The following is a 16439-nucleotide window of genomic DNA, read 5'->3' on the forward strand; positions in this document are numbered from 1 at the left end:
ATGTGACCGGCACCTCGTCCCTGCCGTCACACGGGGCGCTGTGACATCGGGGAGCCCGCGGTCGGACACACGCAGGGGAGGTCACACGGGGATGAGGATCGGGTGGTCGATTCCCTCCGGCTGCACACGGTGCACGGGCTGCCCGTAGACCTCCTCGACGAGCGATTCCGTCAGTGCCTCGGCGGGGCGGCCGTCGGCGACGAGCCTCCCGTCTCCGAACACGAGGACACGGTCGGAATACCGCAGGGCGAGGTTGAGATCGTGGAGGACGACGACGATGGCGGCGCCGTCTGCGCGCAGGCGGCGCACCGTTCTCAAGAGCGATTCCTGATGCTTGAGGTCGAGGGCCGCGGTGGGTTCGTCGAGGAAGACGATCGGGGTGGTCTGCACTGTCGTCCGCGCAAAGGACACCCGTGCCGCCTCGCCCCCGGAGAGCGTCGTGATGTCACGGGTCTCGAAACCGCGGAGGTCGGCGTCAGTGATCGCCTCGGCGACGAGCTCCGCATCACGGTCGGTATCCACGTTCCAGGGCAGGCGCCCCATGTGCACAGCTTCGACGACGCTGAAGGCGAAGTTCGAGCTGTTGTGCTGGAGCATCACCGACCGGATGCGAGCCAGCGGACCGGACTTCCACTTGCCCACCTCGGTGCCGGCGATCTCCACCGCCCCTCGCGTCGGGGGCACGTCCCCGGCCAAGAGCGAGAGCATCGTCGATTTGCCGGCACCGTTGGGTCCGACGAGGGCGACGACCTCTCCTCCGCGCAGATCGAAGGAGACTCCGGAGACGAGTTCCCGGCCGTCGACGGCGAAGGTGACATCACGGGCGCGCACCACCGCCTCGGCGGGTGTCTGCCTGGACTGAAGCGTGGTTTCGGGATCGGGACTCACCATGAGCTCTTCCTCATCCGCACGACCAGGAACAGGAAGAATGGCGCCCCGACGGCGGCCGTGAAGAGGCCGATCGGCACCTCGGAGGGTGGGGCGACGACGCGGGAGGCGCAGTCGGCGGCGACGATGAGGATCGCGCCGGCGATCGCCGAGATCGGCAGCAGGCCGCGATGGCCGGGGCCGACGACGATGCGCACGATGTGCGGGACGACGAGGCCGACGAATCCGATGGCACCGGCGAAGGCCACGGCCGCACCTGTGAGCAGCGCGGTGGCGATGATGATGATCAGTCGGCTGCGTTTGACGTTGAGGCCCAGATGCTGGGCTTCGCGCTCACCGAGGGTGAGCACATCGAGGGTGCGGGCGTTGAGGAGGATGACGACGAGGCCGGCAACGAAGACGGGCAGGGTGGCCCAGAACTGCGGCCAGATCACCTTCGCCAGCGACCCCATCTGCCAGAACGTCAGGGTCTGGAGCTGCTGGTCATCGGCGATGAAGGTGAAGAACCCGGTCAGCGCCTGGCACCCGGATCCGACCGCGATGCCGACGAGCAGCATCCGCGAGGTGCCGGTGTTCCGCCCGGGGCGGGCGAGGACGTAGATGAGCCCGGTCACCGCCAGTCCCGCGAGGAAGGCACCCAGCGGCAGGAGCCAGGTGATGCTGCCGCCGGCGAGCACGATGACGCCGACGGCACCGGCCGAGGCTCCGCCGCTGACGCCGATGATGCCCGGATCGGCCAAAGGGTTGTTGAACAGGCTCTGCAGCGCCGCCCCGGAGATCGCGAGCGCGGCTCCCACGAGCACGCCCATGAGGACGCGGGGAATGCGCAGCTGCCACACGACGGACACGTCGCGCTGGCTCAGTCCTCCGCCGTCGCCCATGCCCAGCTGCGCCCAGACGATGCGGGTGACGTCGCCGAGCGGGATCCGCAGCGGTCCGACCGAGGCCGAGACGACCATGAGCAGGGCGAGGACCGCGAGTCCGATGACCACGCAGGTCAGCAGCGGGAGCCTCCTGACGCTGTGCCGTCTCTCCGCCTTCGCGGCAGCACTGCTCGTCGCCGGTGCCGGCACTGGCATCTGGGAACGGTTGAGAACCTTCGATGTCACGGCAGCTGCGCGACCGCCTCGGCGAGGGCCTGCGCGCCGACGCCGATCTCAGGACTCGAGTACTTCAGCTGAGCGTCGGGCATGACGAAGATCGACGAGTTCTGGCCGGCGGGTGTCTGGTCGAGCGTCGGGAACGCCTTCCACAGGCCGTCTTCGCCGCCCCACTTCTCGTAGTCCGATTCGGCCATGACGATGACGTCCGGCGCCGAGGCGACGATGCCCTCATTGCTGAACTCGCGGGAGTACCCGCGCAGTTTGGATTCGGCTCCCACGCTCGTGTATCCGAGCCTTTCGATCATCTCGTTGCCGGGGGTTCCGGTGCCGGCGACGGCATTCTGACCGCCCGCACCGGTGGCCGTGACCTCGATGATCGAGAGATCCTTCGAACCGGTCTCCTCGGCGGTCTTCGCCGCATCGGCGAGCTGGTCGTCGACCGTCTTCGCGAGCTCCTCACCGGCCTCCTTCGCACCGACGTAGGAGGCGACGGCCTTGAGCTTGTCCCCCTGCGACTGCTGGTCGTCCATGACGACCGCGTCGGTCCCGGCGTCACGGAACTGCTTGGCCACGTCACCGTGACGTTTGACGTTGTCGCCGATGAACAGTGAGCCGTCCATCGCCAGCAGACCCTCGACGCCGGTGCTCTTGCTGAACTCGAAGTGTTCCGGGGCGTCCGTGGCTTCGGGCGAGACGGCGTCCTCGGGGGCGGCCGCGATCTTGTCTCCGAGGCCGAGCGCACCCAGTGTCGAGGCGACGCCGTCACCAGCGACGATGATCTTGTCGATGTCCTTGACCTCGACGTCGGTGCCGGTGCCGTCTTCGACCTCGACGGGCAGCTTCGGGTCGGCTTTGATCGCGGAGAAGTCGCTCTTTCCCGAGATCTGCTTCCAGCCTTCCGGTAGCGGCACGGAGAGTTCGGAGCCCGAGCCCTGGTCGGACGCGGAGTCGTCTGCGGCTCCGGAGGGCGAGCCTCCGCATCCGACGAGCGCCAAGGCGCAGGCGGCGCCGATGAACGGCAGGACTTTTCTCATAGCTCTCCTTGAGACAGTGCGGCGGCCGATGTGCCCTCGGCCCGAGACGGTGTGGCGTTCGAGGTCGGCGGACCGGAATTCTTTCCGGCCAATTGGTAAGCCTAACCTAATCGCATAGACTATCAATGCTGTCAGTCTGCTTGTCCAATCGACTGGTTCGGCTGTCCGAAATGCGATACCCGTCGCCCGCTCCGACCTGCAAGGATCACCACGTGCGCTTCACCGACATCCTCGACGACTTCTCCGAGCCTGACGCCGCAGAGCCCGGCAGGGCGGGTGCAGAGTCCGGCCGTGCAGGTGCGGGGCCCGGTCTTTCAGGCGAGCGCGAACAGCGGTTCTGGGATCAGATCGCCCTGACGGGCACACCGCTGGTCGACCCGTGTCCGTCCGATCCGGCTCTGCGCGACGTCACGTTCGTCTATCGGTCCACCGATGTGCGCGTCCGCAGCGTCCGGCTCGCGGCCAACCGGGTCACGGACAAGGACCAACAGGCTGCAGGCATCATGTCCCGGGTCCCGGGCACCGGCATCTGGGGCGTCACGCTCACTCTGCCCGCCGATCTGCGCTGCTCCTACGGTTTCAGCCCCTCATATCAGGAGGTCGCCCCGCCGTTGGGCGGTCCGAGCCGACCGGGCCCTCCCGTGCTCGTCGACCCATTCAACCCCGACCCCCCACTCACCCGGCCGGATCAGCCAGGCGACGGCGAGGGCTCATCGGTGTTCTCGGGTCCGCTCGCACCGGATCACAGCGTATGGCTTCTCGACGGAACGCGGGGAGCGGGCGTGCCTGCTACGAACGACGAAGTCACGGGCACTCTCGCCGTGGCAGGCGGGCCCCACCTCAGCGAGGAACCTGGGGTCCGCCGCGCTGCACCGACCCTCATGGTCTCAGCTGACCGTGAGATCGACGGGAAGACATGCCCGGTGCGAGTGTCTCTGCCGACCTCGCCGCCGGCCGGGCTCCTCGTGCTCTTCGACGGCAGACAGTGGTTCGACCACCTCCGTGTCGCACAGGCGGTGGAGGCGGCCGGGCTTCCCGGACTCATCATCATCGGCCTCGGCACCTACTCGACGGTCGAGCGGACACACACCCTGGCCGGTAACCACCAGTTCCTGCGCAGCGTCGCTGCCGACCTCGTTCCCGAGATCGAAGCCGAAGCCGCCGTCTGGGGTTCTGCGCTGCCGGCCGATGCCCGTCGGATCATCGGTGGGCAGAGCCTCGGCGGGCTCTCGGCCCTGCTCATGGCTCAGACGTGTCCCGGCGCCTTCGACGCCGTGCTCGCCCATTCCCCGTCGCTGTGGTGGAGCCCCGGAGGGACCGCGACTCCGGCGGATCTGGCGAGCATCGTTGGGGACGATTGGACCACCCGCCGGTTCCTCGAGCCAGGCGTGGGGGCGGGTACTCGGGAGTTCCACCTCGCCGTGGGCCATCGGGAGGGGCTCATGGTCGACCGTGCTCGACGGCTGACCGAGGTGCTCGATAGTCGCGGGTTCGCCACCTCGCTGTCGGTCTACACAGGCGGGCACGACTTCGCCTGTTGGCGCGGTGAGCTCATCGACGGACTGCGGCGGGTGTTTGCGCAGGACTGAGGAGTGGGCACCCTGAGTCGGTCCCGCCCCGAGCGGGTGCGCCGCCGGTTGGCGCGCTGCTGGCGGAGGTGTCGCGGGTGCGGCTCAGGAATAGTCGCGGGCGCCGAAGACGCTCGATCCGACGCGGACCATCGTCGCCCCTTCTGCGATCGCGAGTTCGAAGTCATTGCTCATGCCCATCGACAGTTCGACCGCCTCGGCGGGCAGGACCCCGGCATCGCGCAGTCGCCCACTGAGTTCGCGCAGATCTGAGTAGCTGGGACGGATCTCGTCGGCGCTGCTGCCGGGCAGGCCGATGGTCATCAGTCCGCGCAGCCGGATCCGGTCGAATGAGCGGATCTCGGTGATGAGCGCCTCGGCGTCTTCGGGGGCGACTCCGAACTTCGAGTCCTCACGGGAGGTGTTGACCTGGACGAAGGCGTCGACGGTCGTCTCGAGCACCTCGAGACGGTTGTTGATCTTCTCGGCGAGTGCGAGATTGTCGACCGACTGGATGCACTGCGCGTGACGCAGGGTGTGGTTGACCTTGTTCTTCTGCAGAGGGCCGATGAGGTGGGTCTCGGGATCGAGGTCGGCGAGCTCGTCAGCTTTGCCGGTGATCTCCTGGACCTTGTTCTCGCCGATGAGGGTGAACCCGTGTTCGAGGGCCACCCGGATCTTCTCCGCCGGCTGCGTCTTCGTCGCCAGCAGCACTCGCACATCGTCCCCGCTGCGGCCGCTGGACTCGGCGGCGGCACGGGCACGGTCGGCCACCTCGTCGAGGTTGGCGGTGATGGCGGCGATGACTTCGGGGGTGAGGGAGGAAGGAGGATCAGGCGTACTCATGTCTCCAGTCTTCCACGAGCCCGCCGAAGTTTCAGTTCGGCGGAATTCTCACCGAGCGGTCGGCGGGCTCGCAGTCGATCAGTTCGGCAGGCCTTCGGCGTTCGGGTCGATGTTGCGGATCAGCGCCGAGGTGTCGAGTCCGCCGAGGTCGTCGTCGATGAGCTTCTGCAGCTGCGCATGGACGAGGGCCGCGGCGGGCAGGTCGACTCCCTGCGTTTCGGCGCCGGCGAGAGCGAGGCCGACGTCCTTGTGCATGAGCGCCGTAGCGAACCCGGGCTTGAAGTCGTTGTTCGAGGCGGCCGTCTCGGTCACGCCGGGCACCGGGTACCACGTGCGCAGCGGCCACGAGTCACCCGAGGACACCTTCGCAATGCTGTGGAAGACCTTCGGATCGAGCCCGAAGCGATCGGCGAGCACGGCACCTTCGACGACACCCTGCAGGCTGATCGAGAGCATCATATTGTTGACGATCTTTGCGGCCTGGCCAGCGGCTTCTCCTCCGGCATGGAAGATGTTGCCGGCCATCGCCTCGATGAAGGGTGTGGCCTCGGCGACATCGGCCTCGGAGCCGCCGAGCATGAAGGTCAGTGTTCCTGCCTCGGCGCCGGTGACGCCGCCGGAGACCGGACCGTCGATGAGGCGGAAACCGGCCTTGGCCGCCTCGGAGTGGAGGACGCGGGCGGAGTCGAAGTCGATCGTCGAGGAATCGACGAGGAGGGTCTTCGTATCCGCGTTGGCCAGGACGCCGTCGGGTTCGAGGTAGGCGGTGCGGGCATGCTCACCCTTGGGCAGCATCGTAAACACGATATCGGCGCCGGCCACCGCCTCGGCGATGGAATTCACGGGGTTCACCCCGTTCTCTGCTGCCGCGGCGACCGCCTCGGGGACGAGATCAAAGCCATTGACGGTGTGACCGGCCTTGACCAGGTTCGCAGTCATCGGGCGGCCCATGTTTCCCAGCCCGATCCATCCAATCGTCGACATAATATGCCTCCTCGCATCATGTTCTGCTCGTATGCAGTGTTCTCTCTCACAGTACGCCAGTCGACCCGGCGAAGCCCGAGGCTGCCGTTACCTCTTGCGCACCGGTTATGTGCGCACACGCAGATAGAATGGGAGGACTATGGCCTCCTATGCACCCGGCGGATCCGGTCCGCAGATCGCCCCCGAGGATCTGCTCACCCTGCTCGCGGTCGCCCGTCTGGGCAAGTTCACGGCCGCGGCGCACAGCCTCGGCCTCAACCACACGACCGTGTCCCGTCGCATCGCCGCGCTCGAGAAGGCCTACGGCGAACGGGTGCTCGTGGCCTCCCCCGACGGGTGGGAACTCAGCGCCGGCGGTCGTCAGCTGCTGCCGATCGCCGAGGACATCGAGGCTGCGCTCGGGCGCATCGACGCGCATGAGAGCTCGGCGCTGGCCGGGACGATCCGGCTGGCCTGTCCACAGGCCTTCGCGCTTGAGTACGCGGTGCCCGCGCTCACGGAGCTCCAGCGGCGGCATCCCGGGCTGCAGATCGAACTCATCACGGCCACCCAGCGGGCCCGCCAATACCGTTCGGGCGTCGACATCGAGATCGTCGTCGGTCGCCCGGATGCTCCGCGGTCGATCGCCAAGCACATCCGCGACTACCGTCTGGCCCTCTACGCCTCGCAGGACTATGTCGCCGCGCATTCCATGCCGCGAACGCTCGACGATCTGGCCGATCACCGGATGATCTACTACATCGAGAACTCGCTGCAGGTCGATGACCTCGACGAGGCGGCCGATGCCCTGCCGCGCAGCACCGGCTTCTTCCGATCCACCTCGGTGCATGCGCATGTGCTCGCCACCTCGAACGGCGTGGGGATCGGGATTCTGCCGGACTTCCTCGCCCGCGACAATTCGCGGCTGGTGCAGGTGCTGCCGGAGCTGTTCTCGAAGAAGGTCTCCTATTGGGCCTCGGTGCGCCACGAATCGCTGCGCAACGAGGGCGTCCGCAGCGTCCTCGAAGTCCTCTGATCTGCTACCTGACGGCGGCCCAGCAACCTCGCGCGAGGTTGCTGGGCCGCCGTCAGGATCCTTCTATGCTTGTCAAGCGGCCTGCCCAACCACGCTCGTCGCCTCGAGAAGCCGATAAACTCTCCGGGCCACAAACCGCTTGATACACCGGATAGCCTCCTTCTTCGACTTCCCTTCCCCAAGTCGTTTAGCCATGTACGCTCGGGTCTCCTCATCGAAGGACAGCTTCGTGATGGCCACCATGTACAACGCGGAGTTCAACCGGCGGTCCCCGCTGCGGTTGAGTCGGAATCTCACCACATTGCCCGACGATGCTGGGATCGGATTCACCCCCGCCAGCTTCGCGAACGCAGCCTCGGAATGCACCCGTCCTGGATGAGACCACGCCAGATAGAACACGGCGGCAGTGATCGGTCCGATCCCCGGCTGGGCCAGCAGCACAGCGGCAGGACTGTCCTTCACCAGAGCCAGAATCCGTGTGGCGTAATCCTTGATGTCGGCATCGAGTTCGATGACGCGTTTGGCTAACCGGATCGCTTCCCGACGTGCTTCACAACGGGCCACAGGCTCGTTCCGGCCCCGCCATTTCGACACCGTGCGGATCTTGGCGACTGACAGTTTCCGTCGGGCATCGATACCGAGATCGTTCGCCCGCAACAACGCGGTCAGCGCGTTGATGGTGCGGGTCTTCTCCCGCGTCATGGACTCGCGGGCACCCACGAGGATCCGCAGTCCCTGACGCGGCCCATCGGCCTGTCTGGGCACACGCAGCCGCGACTGCTCCAAGGGCAGGACGGTGGTCGCGATTCTGCGGGCGTCGATCTGGTCATCCTTACCCGTGCTGTGACGGTCGCGGGCACTCATGCTCGCGGCCTCGGCGACCGTATACCCAGCCTCAGCGACGTTCTCGGCCAGGATCGCTCCGTAGGTGCCGATGCCTTCGATCACCCACAGGGTGTCCAGGTGCCCGCCGGTGCGACGCCCGACCCAGTCCAACGCGCGTGCCAGGCCAGTATTCGTGGTCGGGAATTCGCGGGTATCGAGGTGCTCACCGCGGTTGGTGAGTATGGCGTAGACGTGGTTCTTCGCGTGTGTGTCGACGCCGACGACAAACGCGTACAAGTGCGAGATGATAGTCATGACGGTTCGTGATTCTCCCGTGTTAGAGCGGATGATGTCCGACCGTCGAACGGTCGGCTCCGGTCCGGGAGATAGTCACGTCGGAACACTACTGTGATGAGTCACGTTCGGTCAGGAACGGACAACCTTCTGATCAAGTTACCGATGTGGGCCGAGCCGGGGCCGACCGCCCACCGATCATCAGACAGATCCTGACGATGACATCGTCTGAGTCAGCAGTAATTCGAGTCATGATGATCGATGGGACGGTCAGTTCCTACTCTGCCAGCCAGTCCCAGACCAGCCACTATCAATCCTCACAGTAGTAATTAGGGAGGTGGTCAGGCGGCGGACCAGCCTCCGTCGATGCTGTGGGCGCTGCCGTTGACGACGGCCGCATTGTCCCCGGCGAGGAAGAGTGCGATCGCCGCGACGTCCTCGGGTTCGGCGAGCTTCGGCACGGCTGAGTGGCCGAGGAAGACCTGCTCGAGGACCTCATCCTCGCCGATGCCGTTCGTCTTCGCCTGATCGGCGATCTGCCCTTTGACCAGAGGTGTGAGCACATAGCCGGGGTTGATCGCATTGCAGGTCACGCCGTGCGGTCCTGCTTCGAGCGCCGTGGTCTTCGTCAGTCCCATCAGCCCGTGCTTGGCCGCGACATAGGCGGACTTGTTCGCCGAGGCGCGCAGGCCGTGGATCGACGAGAGGTTGATGATGCGCCCCCAGCCGCGCTCGTACATCGTCGGTAGCGCGGCCTTCGTGAGCACGAACGGCGCCTCGAGCATGAGCGTGTTGATCAGCCGCCATTCCTCGAGCGGGAAATCCGTGATCGGATGGATCCGCTGGATCCCCGCGTTGTTGACGAGGATGTCGACATCGAGGTCGGTCCCATCCAGCGCCGAGGTGTCCGCGAGGTTGACGGCCCAGGCTTCGCCGCCGATCTCACCGGCCACCGCAACCGCTGACTCCGCGTCGACATCGGCGACGATGACGTGGGCGCCCGCCCCGGCGAAGGCCTCGCAGATGGCTCGGCCGAGCCCGGAGGCTCCCCCGGTGACGAGTGCGCGCCTGTTCGAGAGTTCTCCCATGGGATGTCCTTTCGTGGTTCGGTTCAGCGGTTCGGCCGACGCCGCCCCGTCGCGCTGTCATCGGTGCAGTCCGGTCGGATCAGATGACTCCGCGTCGTTCCTTGTCCGCGAGGTCGAGCGAGCGCAGTGCGATGCCCTTCGTCTCCCGCGTGAAGAACAGTGCGATCATCGAGATCACCGCGGCGACGAGCAGGTAGATCGCGATCGGCACCGACGAGTCGAACTTGTCGAGCAGGGCAGTGCCGATGATCGGGGCGAAGGATCCGGCGACGATGGCGGTGACCTGGTAGCCGGTCGAGACGCCGGAGTTGCGCATGCGCGTTGGGAACATCTCAGCCATGATCGCCGGCTGTCCGGCGTACATCAGGGCGTGGAAGATGAGGCCGAGCAGCAGGGCAAGGAAGATGAGCGCTCCGCTTCCCGTGTCGTACATCGGGAAGGCGAAGAAGCCCCAAGTGGCGGTGAGCACGATGCCCACACCGTAGGGCAGCCGGCGTCCCACCTTGTCCGTGGCCGCGCCGACGATCGGCACGAGCACTGCGTGGATCGCGTGCGCGCCGAGGAGGAGGCCGAGGATCTCGCTCGACTCGATGTGGACCTGAGTGGCGAGGTAGGTGATCGAGAACGTCACGACGAGGTAGTAGTGGATGTTCTCGACGAAGCGCAGGCCCATCGCGGCGAAGACCTCCCGCGGGTAGCGCTTGAACACGGCCTTGATGCCGTAGTCGACGCCCTCTTCGATCTCCTCTTCCTGGATCTGCTCGAAGATCGGAGCGTCGGTGACACGGGTGCGGATGTAGTAGCCGATGAGCACGATGACCGCCGAGAGCCAGAAAGCGACTCTCCAGCCCCAGGACAGGAAGTGCTCATCGGTCAGAGTTGCGGTGAGGATGAAGAGCACAGCAGTGGCGAGCAGGTTGCCCAAGGGCACGCCCGACTGCGGGAACGAAGCCCAGAAGCCCCGTTCCTTGTCCGGAGAGTGCTCGGCGACGAGCAGCACGGCACCGCCCCATTCGCCGCCGACCGCGAAGCCCTGGACGACGCGCAGCAGCACGAGGAGGATCGGAGCGAGCGCGCCGATGGTGTCATAGGTCGGCAGGCAGCCCATGAGGAAGGTTGCCACGCCCACGAGGATGATCGAGAGCTGCAAGAGCTTCTTGCGCCCGTATTTGTCCCCGAAGTGTCCGAAGACGATGCCGCCGATGGGCCGGGCGATGAAGCCGACCGCATAGGTCGCGAAGCCGGCGAGAATCGGCGTCAGCGGGTTGTCCGAGGGCGGGAACAGAATGTGGTTGAAGACCAGGGTTGCGGCCGAACCGTAAAGGAAGAATTCGTACCATTCGACGACTGTTCCGGCCATCGAGGCGGCGACGACCTTGCGCAGCTGTGCGCGGATCGACTTCCTCTCGGTATTGCTCTGAGAACTCATGTGACTCCTTCGATTCCAGAATCCGCGTCACCATTGATGCGCGAATCGACTTGCATGTGCGCCGGCGGCGGGACGGCCCGGTCATCGCGAACCGCTTCGATGCGGTCGACGATTCCTGTCCATTCCGTGGCACGGCGACGCAGGGACATTTTTCTCATCCATGCAACAGTGTGCGCCACATTACGGAATTTCGGGTGCTTTCCTGAGCGGAATCCGAGAATTTCCGGTATGTATTCGTGCACATCGGATGTGCACAGTCAGACGCGGCCGTACTTCACCGGCTTCCGGGACCGGTCCCCCGCCGAGGTGGCCGACCGTGCCGATGCCGACAGCCCCACCGAAGCGGTGTGCCCGCACCCCGAGGCTGCCCGCCGGCATAGCGCCCCGACTCAGCGGCGGCGACCGCCCATCTTCGAGTCGCGTTCGGCCATCGAGGCGAGCATCTCGTTGTAGGCCCGCAGCTCGGCGTCGTCGGTGCGGTCCTCGCGCCGGTCGATACGCTTGGCCTCCCGATCCGAGGACTTCGACCACTGTAGACCGACCATGATCGCCACGAACAGCGTCGGGATCTCGCCGATGCCCCACGCGATGGCACCGCCGAGCTGTTGGTTCTCGATCGCCGTGTAACCCCAGTCTGCACCGATGTTGCCGAACCAGTCGCCGGCGATGAGCACGTGGGAACTCATGATCGAGATGCCGAAGAAGGCGTGGAAGGCCATGGTCACCAGCAGCATGACGAGTCGCATCGGATAGACCGGACGCTTGACCCCGGGGTCGATGCCGATGAGCACGGACCCGAACATGTACCCCGCACCGAGGAAGTGGGCGATCATCAGCTCGTGCCCGATGTGCGTGTCCAGGGCGTAGTACATGATGCCCGAGTAGTAGAAGACGACGAGCGATCCGGCGAAGTTCACACTTGCGACGATCGGATTCGAGAAGAAGCGCAGATACGGAGTGTGGACGAGCCACAGCACCCATTCGCGCACACCGACGGAACCGTCCTGCCGCGCCTTCGTCGCCCGCATGAGCATCGTGATCGGAGCGCCGAGGACCATCGGCAGCGGCACCACCATGACCAGGAGCATGTGCTCGATCATGTGCGCCGAGAACTGCACCTCGCCGTAGACACGGGGCCCGGCGGAGGTCACGTAGACGAGGAAGGCCATCCCGACCAGCCAGCTGATCAGACGCAGCACCGGCCAGCGGTCACCTCGGCGGCGGAGGTTGATGAACCCGACGAGGTAGGCGATGGAGGCGCCCGCGGCGATCGCGATCCACAGCGGATCGATCGACCATTCGCTGAAGTACCGTGCGAAGTTCGGCTCCGGCGGCAGCGGATCGCCGGTGAGGATCTCGGCCGGGGTGGGGTTGCCGACCGGTTCCTGCGACACCGGCGGCTGAGACCGCGCGAGCGCCACCGCGAGTCCCATCGTGGCACCGAAGATGATGAATTCGACGGTGATGAGGCGCCAGAATTCGACCGTCGCCGAGGCGGCTGTGCCCAATCGTGCGATGACGAACCGACGGTGCCAGAATCCGATGAGACCGAGCAGCACCGTCGCGAACACCTTCGCGATGATGACCTCCCCGTAGGGGGTCATGAGATCGTCAATGCTGTGCACGCGCAGGAGCGAATTGACCACGCCGGAGAAGACGATGAGGCAGAAGGCGATGAGCGCGGCGGTCGAATACCGTTCGACGACTGAGCGCAGATGCGCGGATCGGGCGAGAGCGGCGCCGAGGAGGGCGATGACGAAGAGACCGCCCATCCAGACCGTGGCGCCGAAGATGTGGAGGCCGAGGCTGTTCACGGCCTGCGTATGCCCGGATGCCTCGGCGGAGTGCCCCATCAGGGCCAGGGGGATCATCACACCGACTCCCAGCACACCGGCGACGGCGATGCCGAGGTGGGAGCGGGTACCGAAGCACAGCGTCGAGGCAACGGCGATGAGCACGACGATGAGCACCCACAGCTGCCCGTAGGCGATCTGAGTGACGAACACGCCGAGCTGGTTCGAGAAGTCGAGGTAGGCCTGAGCGCCGACGGTGTCGACGAAGGAGAACACGAGGACCGCGACAGCCGAGAGCGTCCACACCACGGAGGAGTACTCGGCGATCATCAGGGCCTTCGTCCACAGCGGATCGAGTTGAGCAGCCTCGTCGGTGTGCGCCTTCCGGCGGCTTCGGCGGCCGGTGGTGCGCGGGAGGATGAGGACGGCGAACATGAGCGCGCCGACGGTCAGGGACATCGCAATGTTGAAGACGAACTTCGCCGCCGGCAGTCCGAAGCGCACGACGGATCCGGGATCATTGAGCAGAGTGGCATTCGCAGCCCCGGTGAAGAAGAGTGCGGCGAGACCGACGACACAGCCGAGGAAGACCACGATGGGGACCGCGGCCCGTTGGGTGAACCGGACGACCGGCTCGAAGACTGGTGAACTCACTGCGCGCGGACCGCCCCTTCTGACATGACTCAAGTTTATCGCTCGGCAACGGCCCCCACCCAACCGGGAGAGGCCGTCGTGGCCGAGATCTCGGGGCGCCGCCTCGGCGAGGGTAGGCAAATGGCCCGGACCGATCGGTCCGGGCCATTCGACGCTAGGTGCAGATCACTTCGGGCTGCCAGCGGCACCCTTCAGCTTCGAACCAGCGGACAGCTTCACAGAGTAGCCGGCCTTGATCTGGATCTCTTCACCGGTCTGCGGGTTGCGACCCTTGCGAGCGGCACGCTCGGTGCGCTCAACGGAGAGCCAGCCGGGGATGGTGAGCTTGTCGCCCTTGGCAACGACGTCGGAGAAGACGTCGAAGACACCATCGAGAACATCCGAGACCTGCTTCTGGGTCAGGCCGGACTTCTCGGCAACTTCTGCCACGAGCTCGCTGCGGTTCTTAGCCATAAAAGTGTCCTCCTTAGGACAAGTCGGTAGGTCACCGGTCCGTTTTTCCGATGACGAACTTCCTCGAGATTACCAGCTTGACTTGGTGATTCCGGGCAACTCGCCGTTGTGAGCCATTTCGCGGAAGCGAACTCGGGAGAGTCCGAACTTCCGGAGGTAGCCACGAGGACGGCCGTCGACCTGGTCACGATTGCGGACGCGAACAGGGGAAGCATCGCGCGGAAGCTTCTGGAGCGCCAGGCGTGCCTCCTCGCGCTGCTCGTCGGTGGAATCGGGGTGTGTCAGCTGACGCTTGAGAGCTGCGCGGCGCTCTGCATAGCGTTCGACGATGACGCGACGCTGCTTGTCGCGGGCGATCTTTGACTTCTTAGCCATGTGCGCTCAGCGCTCCTCTCGGAAATCGACGTGCTTGCGGATGACGGGATCGTACTTCTTGAGCACGATGCGATCCGGGCTGTTGCGGCGGTTCTTGCGGGTCACGTAGGTGTACCCGGTGCCGGCGGTCGACTTGAGCTTGATGATGGGACGAATATCCTGGGCCTTAGCCATCAGAGCTTCACTCCCTTAGCGATCAGTTCATTGACCACGGCGTCGATTCCACGCGCGTCGATGACCTTGATGCCCTTGGCGGACAGGGTCAGGGTGACGTTGCGGCGCAGAGACGGAACGTAGTACCGCTTCTTCTGAATATTCGGGTTGAAGCGACGCTTCGTGCGGCGCTTCGAGTGGGACACATTGTGTCCGAAACCGGGGACCGCCCCGGTTACCTGGCAGGTTGCTGCCATGTCTCTCCTCCAGTTCACAAGTTACCGACTCTCGAAACAAGCTCCTGCGGAACACCGTCTGTGCGATCTTCCCGCTCGCTTGCGCCGATGTCGGAAGACATCAACAAATTCTCGCGAATGCCGCCTGATCGAGCGTGCCCGACCACGGTCGCCATCGGATCGACCGGAGCCGATCCTCGCCCGACCCGCACCGAGCAGACTCGGTGCGCGACGTTCGCCGTGAAAATTGTGTACGCCAAAACAGGTTTGCCCGTTCGGGCGAGATGTCTCACCAGCGCTGAAGCCGTAGCCTGTGAGAGATGGCCGAAGCTGGAGTGCAGCGGTGGGTGAGCACCATGTCGGTCATAGCAGATCGATCAGCGACCGTTCTGGTACGACACAACAGAAATCAATCTTACTGAGAGTGCAGGGCTCAGGGCAAATTCAACCCGGACTGCGCTGATGCGGTCTTCGTCACCTGCTGGGGGCGCAGTCCAGGGGCGCGGTCTTGGTGGCGCAGTGCGTCGGGCGCGGTTCGTCGAGTGCGACCGGTGCGGGACATACTCAGCTGGGCTCAAGGCAACTCCGGGAAACGCACAGTAGGCTTTCGTCGGCAATGCGTCCTGCCGGTGTTCGTGTTGAACGCCTGCCGGACTCGTGCCAAGGTAAGAAGATGATTGCCACCACATATGGCACTCCGGAGGACCGATGAGCGACGTTCCACAGAGGCCGCGCATTCGTCCGGCGACCAGTGACGACTGGCAGAAGGATCACCATGATTCTGCTGGTCAGACGCCGTCGTACGGGAATGAGGCGGAGCGTTCGCCTGCCGATTTCGACAACTCGACCTATTACGAATACCTCGAGCGGCACACGGGGGAACAGGCCATCTCGAAGGCCCGGACCGGCAATGTCTTCGCCCCGGCCGGTCGCTCTCCATTCGGTGATCAGCCTTCATCTGCACATGCTGGTCAGTCCAGTGGCTCCTATCGGATCCAGGCGTCGGCGAACGGCCCCGGTGCCGGGGCGCCGAACAGGCAGGATCCGCCGACTCCTCCCCCACCTCAGTTCCCGCCCGCGGTCGGATCGGGTGCGCAGAGACCGCGCAACGGACTCAAGATCACAGCCGTCATCATTGCCCTGGTCATGGTCCTCGCACTCGTCGCCTTCTTCGGAATCCGGTGGCTCGCCCCCTCGTCCGGGACTGTTCCCGTCGATGTCGGTTCGAGCGAACCGGCCTCACCGTCGCCGACCCCGTCCGACGAACTCGTCCAGCCCTCGCAGTCGCCCGAGGACAAGCTCGACGCCTACACGAAGGACGGCACTGAGAAGGCTGCCGACCTCGAGGGCGAATGGGTGACGCAGGTGAGCGCGAAGAAGGTCGGGCTCAAAGCCGACGGCAAGACCTGGACCGCCGCCGACATCCTCAACGAATACGAAGCCAACAAGGTCAAGTACCCGGGTTCGATCCTCATCCACAGCGGTGGCTGGGCGTCCTACAAAGACGGAAGCTACTGGGTGACCGTCGTCGACACCGGCTACAGCGAACCCGAGCCCGCCCTCGACCAGTGCCGCTCCTGGGGTCTCGACCGCGACCACTGCCTGGCCAAGCGGCTGGTCAAGGACGGAAGTCCGAAGGACAACAGCGCCTACCTCGACAACTGATCAGCGGCAGCCTCGCGCCGAGACCACTGTGTGCGC

The 16439-nt window shown here is 65.4% G+C and carries 16 protein-coding genes; 3 read left to right on the plus strand and 13 right to left on the minus strand.

The window, feature by feature from the left end; genetic code table 11:
• Positions 1 to 81: 81 nt before the first annotated feature.
• From GUY23_RS17400 to GUY23_RS17410, 3 genes are read right to left on the minus strand one after another with little or no spacing between them, the layout of a single operon-like run.
• Positions 82 to 891, minus strand: a complete 810-nt coding sequence (locus GUY23_RS17400; protein ID WP_208085399.1) for a heme ABC transporter ATP-binding protein — start codon at positions 889 to 891, stop codon at positions 82 to 84.
• The gene (locus GUY23_RS17405; RefSeq protein WP_228282515.1) at positions 885 to 1967 is read right to left on the minus strand and encodes a FecCD family ABC transporter permease; all 1083 of its coding nucleotides are present in this window, start codon (positions 1965 to 1967) and stop codon (positions 885 to 887) included. Before GUY23_RS17405 ends, GUY23_RS17400 begins: the two co-directional genes overlap by 7 nt.
• Before the next feature lie 26 nt (positions 1968 to 1993).
• A complete protein-coding gene (locus tag GUY23_RS17410) occupies positions 1994 to 3025 on the minus strand; it encodes a heme/hemin ABC transporter substrate-binding protein (protein WP_166974862.1) in 1032 nt (343 codons plus the stop codon).
• A 212-nt stretch (positions 3026 to 3237) separates the two neighbouring features.
• On the opposite strand from GUY23_RS17410, the gene GUY23_RS17415 reads away from it, so the two are divergent.
• Complete coding sequence (locus GUY23_RS17415) at positions 3238 to 4614, plus strand: enterochelin esterase domain-containing protein (RefSeq protein WP_166974865.1); 1377 nt, start codon at positions 3238 to 3240, stop codon at positions 4612 to 4614.
• 84 nt (positions 4615 to 4698) lie between these two features.
• Here the strand turns inward: GUY23_RS17415 and GUY23_RS17420 are convergent, their stop codons facing one another.
• A complete protein-coding gene (locus GUY23_RS17420; protein ID WP_166974868.1) occupies positions 4699 to 5439 on the minus strand; it encodes a YggS family pyridoxal phosphate-dependent enzyme in 741 nt (246 codons plus the stop codon).
• A gap of 78 nt (positions 5440 to 5517) precedes the next feature.
• A complete protein-coding gene (gene mmsB, locus GUY23_RS17425; RefSeq protein WP_166974871.1) occupies positions 5518 to 6423 on the minus strand; it encodes a 3-hydroxyisobutyrate dehydrogenase in 906 nt (301 codons plus the stop codon).
• A gap of 139 nt (positions 6424 to 6562) precedes the next feature.
• Between mmsB and GUY23_RS17430 the strand changes: the two genes are divergently transcribed.
• The gene (locus tag GUY23_RS17430; protein ID WP_166974874.1) at positions 6563 to 7438 is read left to right on the plus strand and encodes a LysR family transcriptional regulator; all 876 of its coding nucleotides are present in this window, start codon (positions 6563 to 6565) and stop codon (positions 7436 to 7438) included.
• Positions 7439 to 7510: 72 nt separating this feature from the next.
• Here the strand turns inward: GUY23_RS17430 and GUY23_RS17435 are convergent, their stop codons facing one another.
• From GUY23_RS17435 to rpmB, 8 genes are all read right to left on the minus strand, one after another.
• Positions 7511 to 8578 carry an IS110 family RNA-guided transposase gene (locus GUY23_RS17435; protein ID WP_166969435.1) on the minus strand — a complete coding sequence of 356 codons (1068 nt, stop codon included), beginning with the start codon at positions 8576 to 8578 and terminating at the stop codon, positions 7511 to 7513.
• Positions 8579 to 8898: 320 nt separating this feature from the next.
• Complete coding sequence (locus GUY23_RS17440) at positions 8899 to 9645, minus strand: 3-hydroxybutyrate dehydrogenase (RefSeq protein ID WP_166974876.1); 747 nt, start codon at positions 9643 to 9645, stop codon at positions 8899 to 8901.
• Between the two features lie 79 nt (positions 9646 to 9724).
• The gene (locus tag GUY23_RS17445; protein ID WP_323127136.1) at positions 9725 to 11074 is read right to left on the minus strand and encodes an MFS transporter; all 1350 of its coding nucleotides are present in this window, start codon (positions 11072 to 11074) and stop codon (positions 9725 to 9727) included.
• Positions 11075 to 11463: 389 nt separating this feature from the next.
• Positions 11464 to 13521, minus strand: coding sequence for a cytochrome c oxidase assembly protein (locus tag GUY23_RS17450; RefSeq protein ID WP_166974879.1), 2058 nt, complete (start codon positions 13519 to 13521; stop codon positions 11464 to 11466).
• A 165-nt stretch (positions 13522 to 13686) separates the two neighbouring features.
• Complete coding sequence (locus GUY23_RS17455; protein WP_166974882.1) at positions 13687 to 13974, minus strand: HU family DNA-binding protein; 288 nt, start codon at positions 13972 to 13974, stop codon at positions 13687 to 13689.
• Positions 13975 to 14043: 69 nt separating this feature from the next.
• Positions 14044 to 14349: a 30S ribosomal protein S14 gene (rpsN, locus tag GUY23_RS17460; protein WP_166974885.1), complete on the minus strand. Its 306-nt coding sequence runs from the start codon at positions 14347 to 14349 to the stop codon at positions 14044 to 14046.
• Between the two features lie 6 nt (positions 14350 to 14355).
• Positions 14356 to 14523 carry a 50S ribosomal protein L33 gene (rpmG, locus tag GUY23_RS17465; protein WP_166974887.1) on the minus strand — a complete coding sequence of 56 codons (168 nt, stop codon included), beginning with the start codon at positions 14521 to 14523 and terminating at the stop codon, positions 14356 to 14358.
• Complete coding sequence (rpmB, locus tag GUY23_RS17470; RefSeq protein WP_025779147.1) at positions 14523 to 14759, minus strand: 50S ribosomal protein L28; 237 nt, start codon at positions 14757 to 14759, stop codon at positions 14523 to 14525. Before rpmB ends, rpmG begins: the two co-directional genes overlap by 1 nt.
• 687 nt (positions 14760 to 15446) lie before the next feature.
• Here rpmB and GUY23_RS17475 point away from each other — a divergent pair.
• Complete coding sequence (locus GUY23_RS17475; RefSeq protein ID WP_166974890.1) at positions 15447 to 16403, plus strand: protein kinase; 957 nt, start codon at positions 15447 to 15449, stop codon at positions 16401 to 16403.
• Positions 16404 to 16439: the final 36 nt, after the last annotated feature.

The organism is Brevibacterium atlanticum (assembly GCF_011617245.1).
GTDB lineage: Bacteria > Actinomycetota > Actinomycetes > Actinomycetales > Brevibacteriaceae > Brevibacterium > Brevibacterium atlanticum.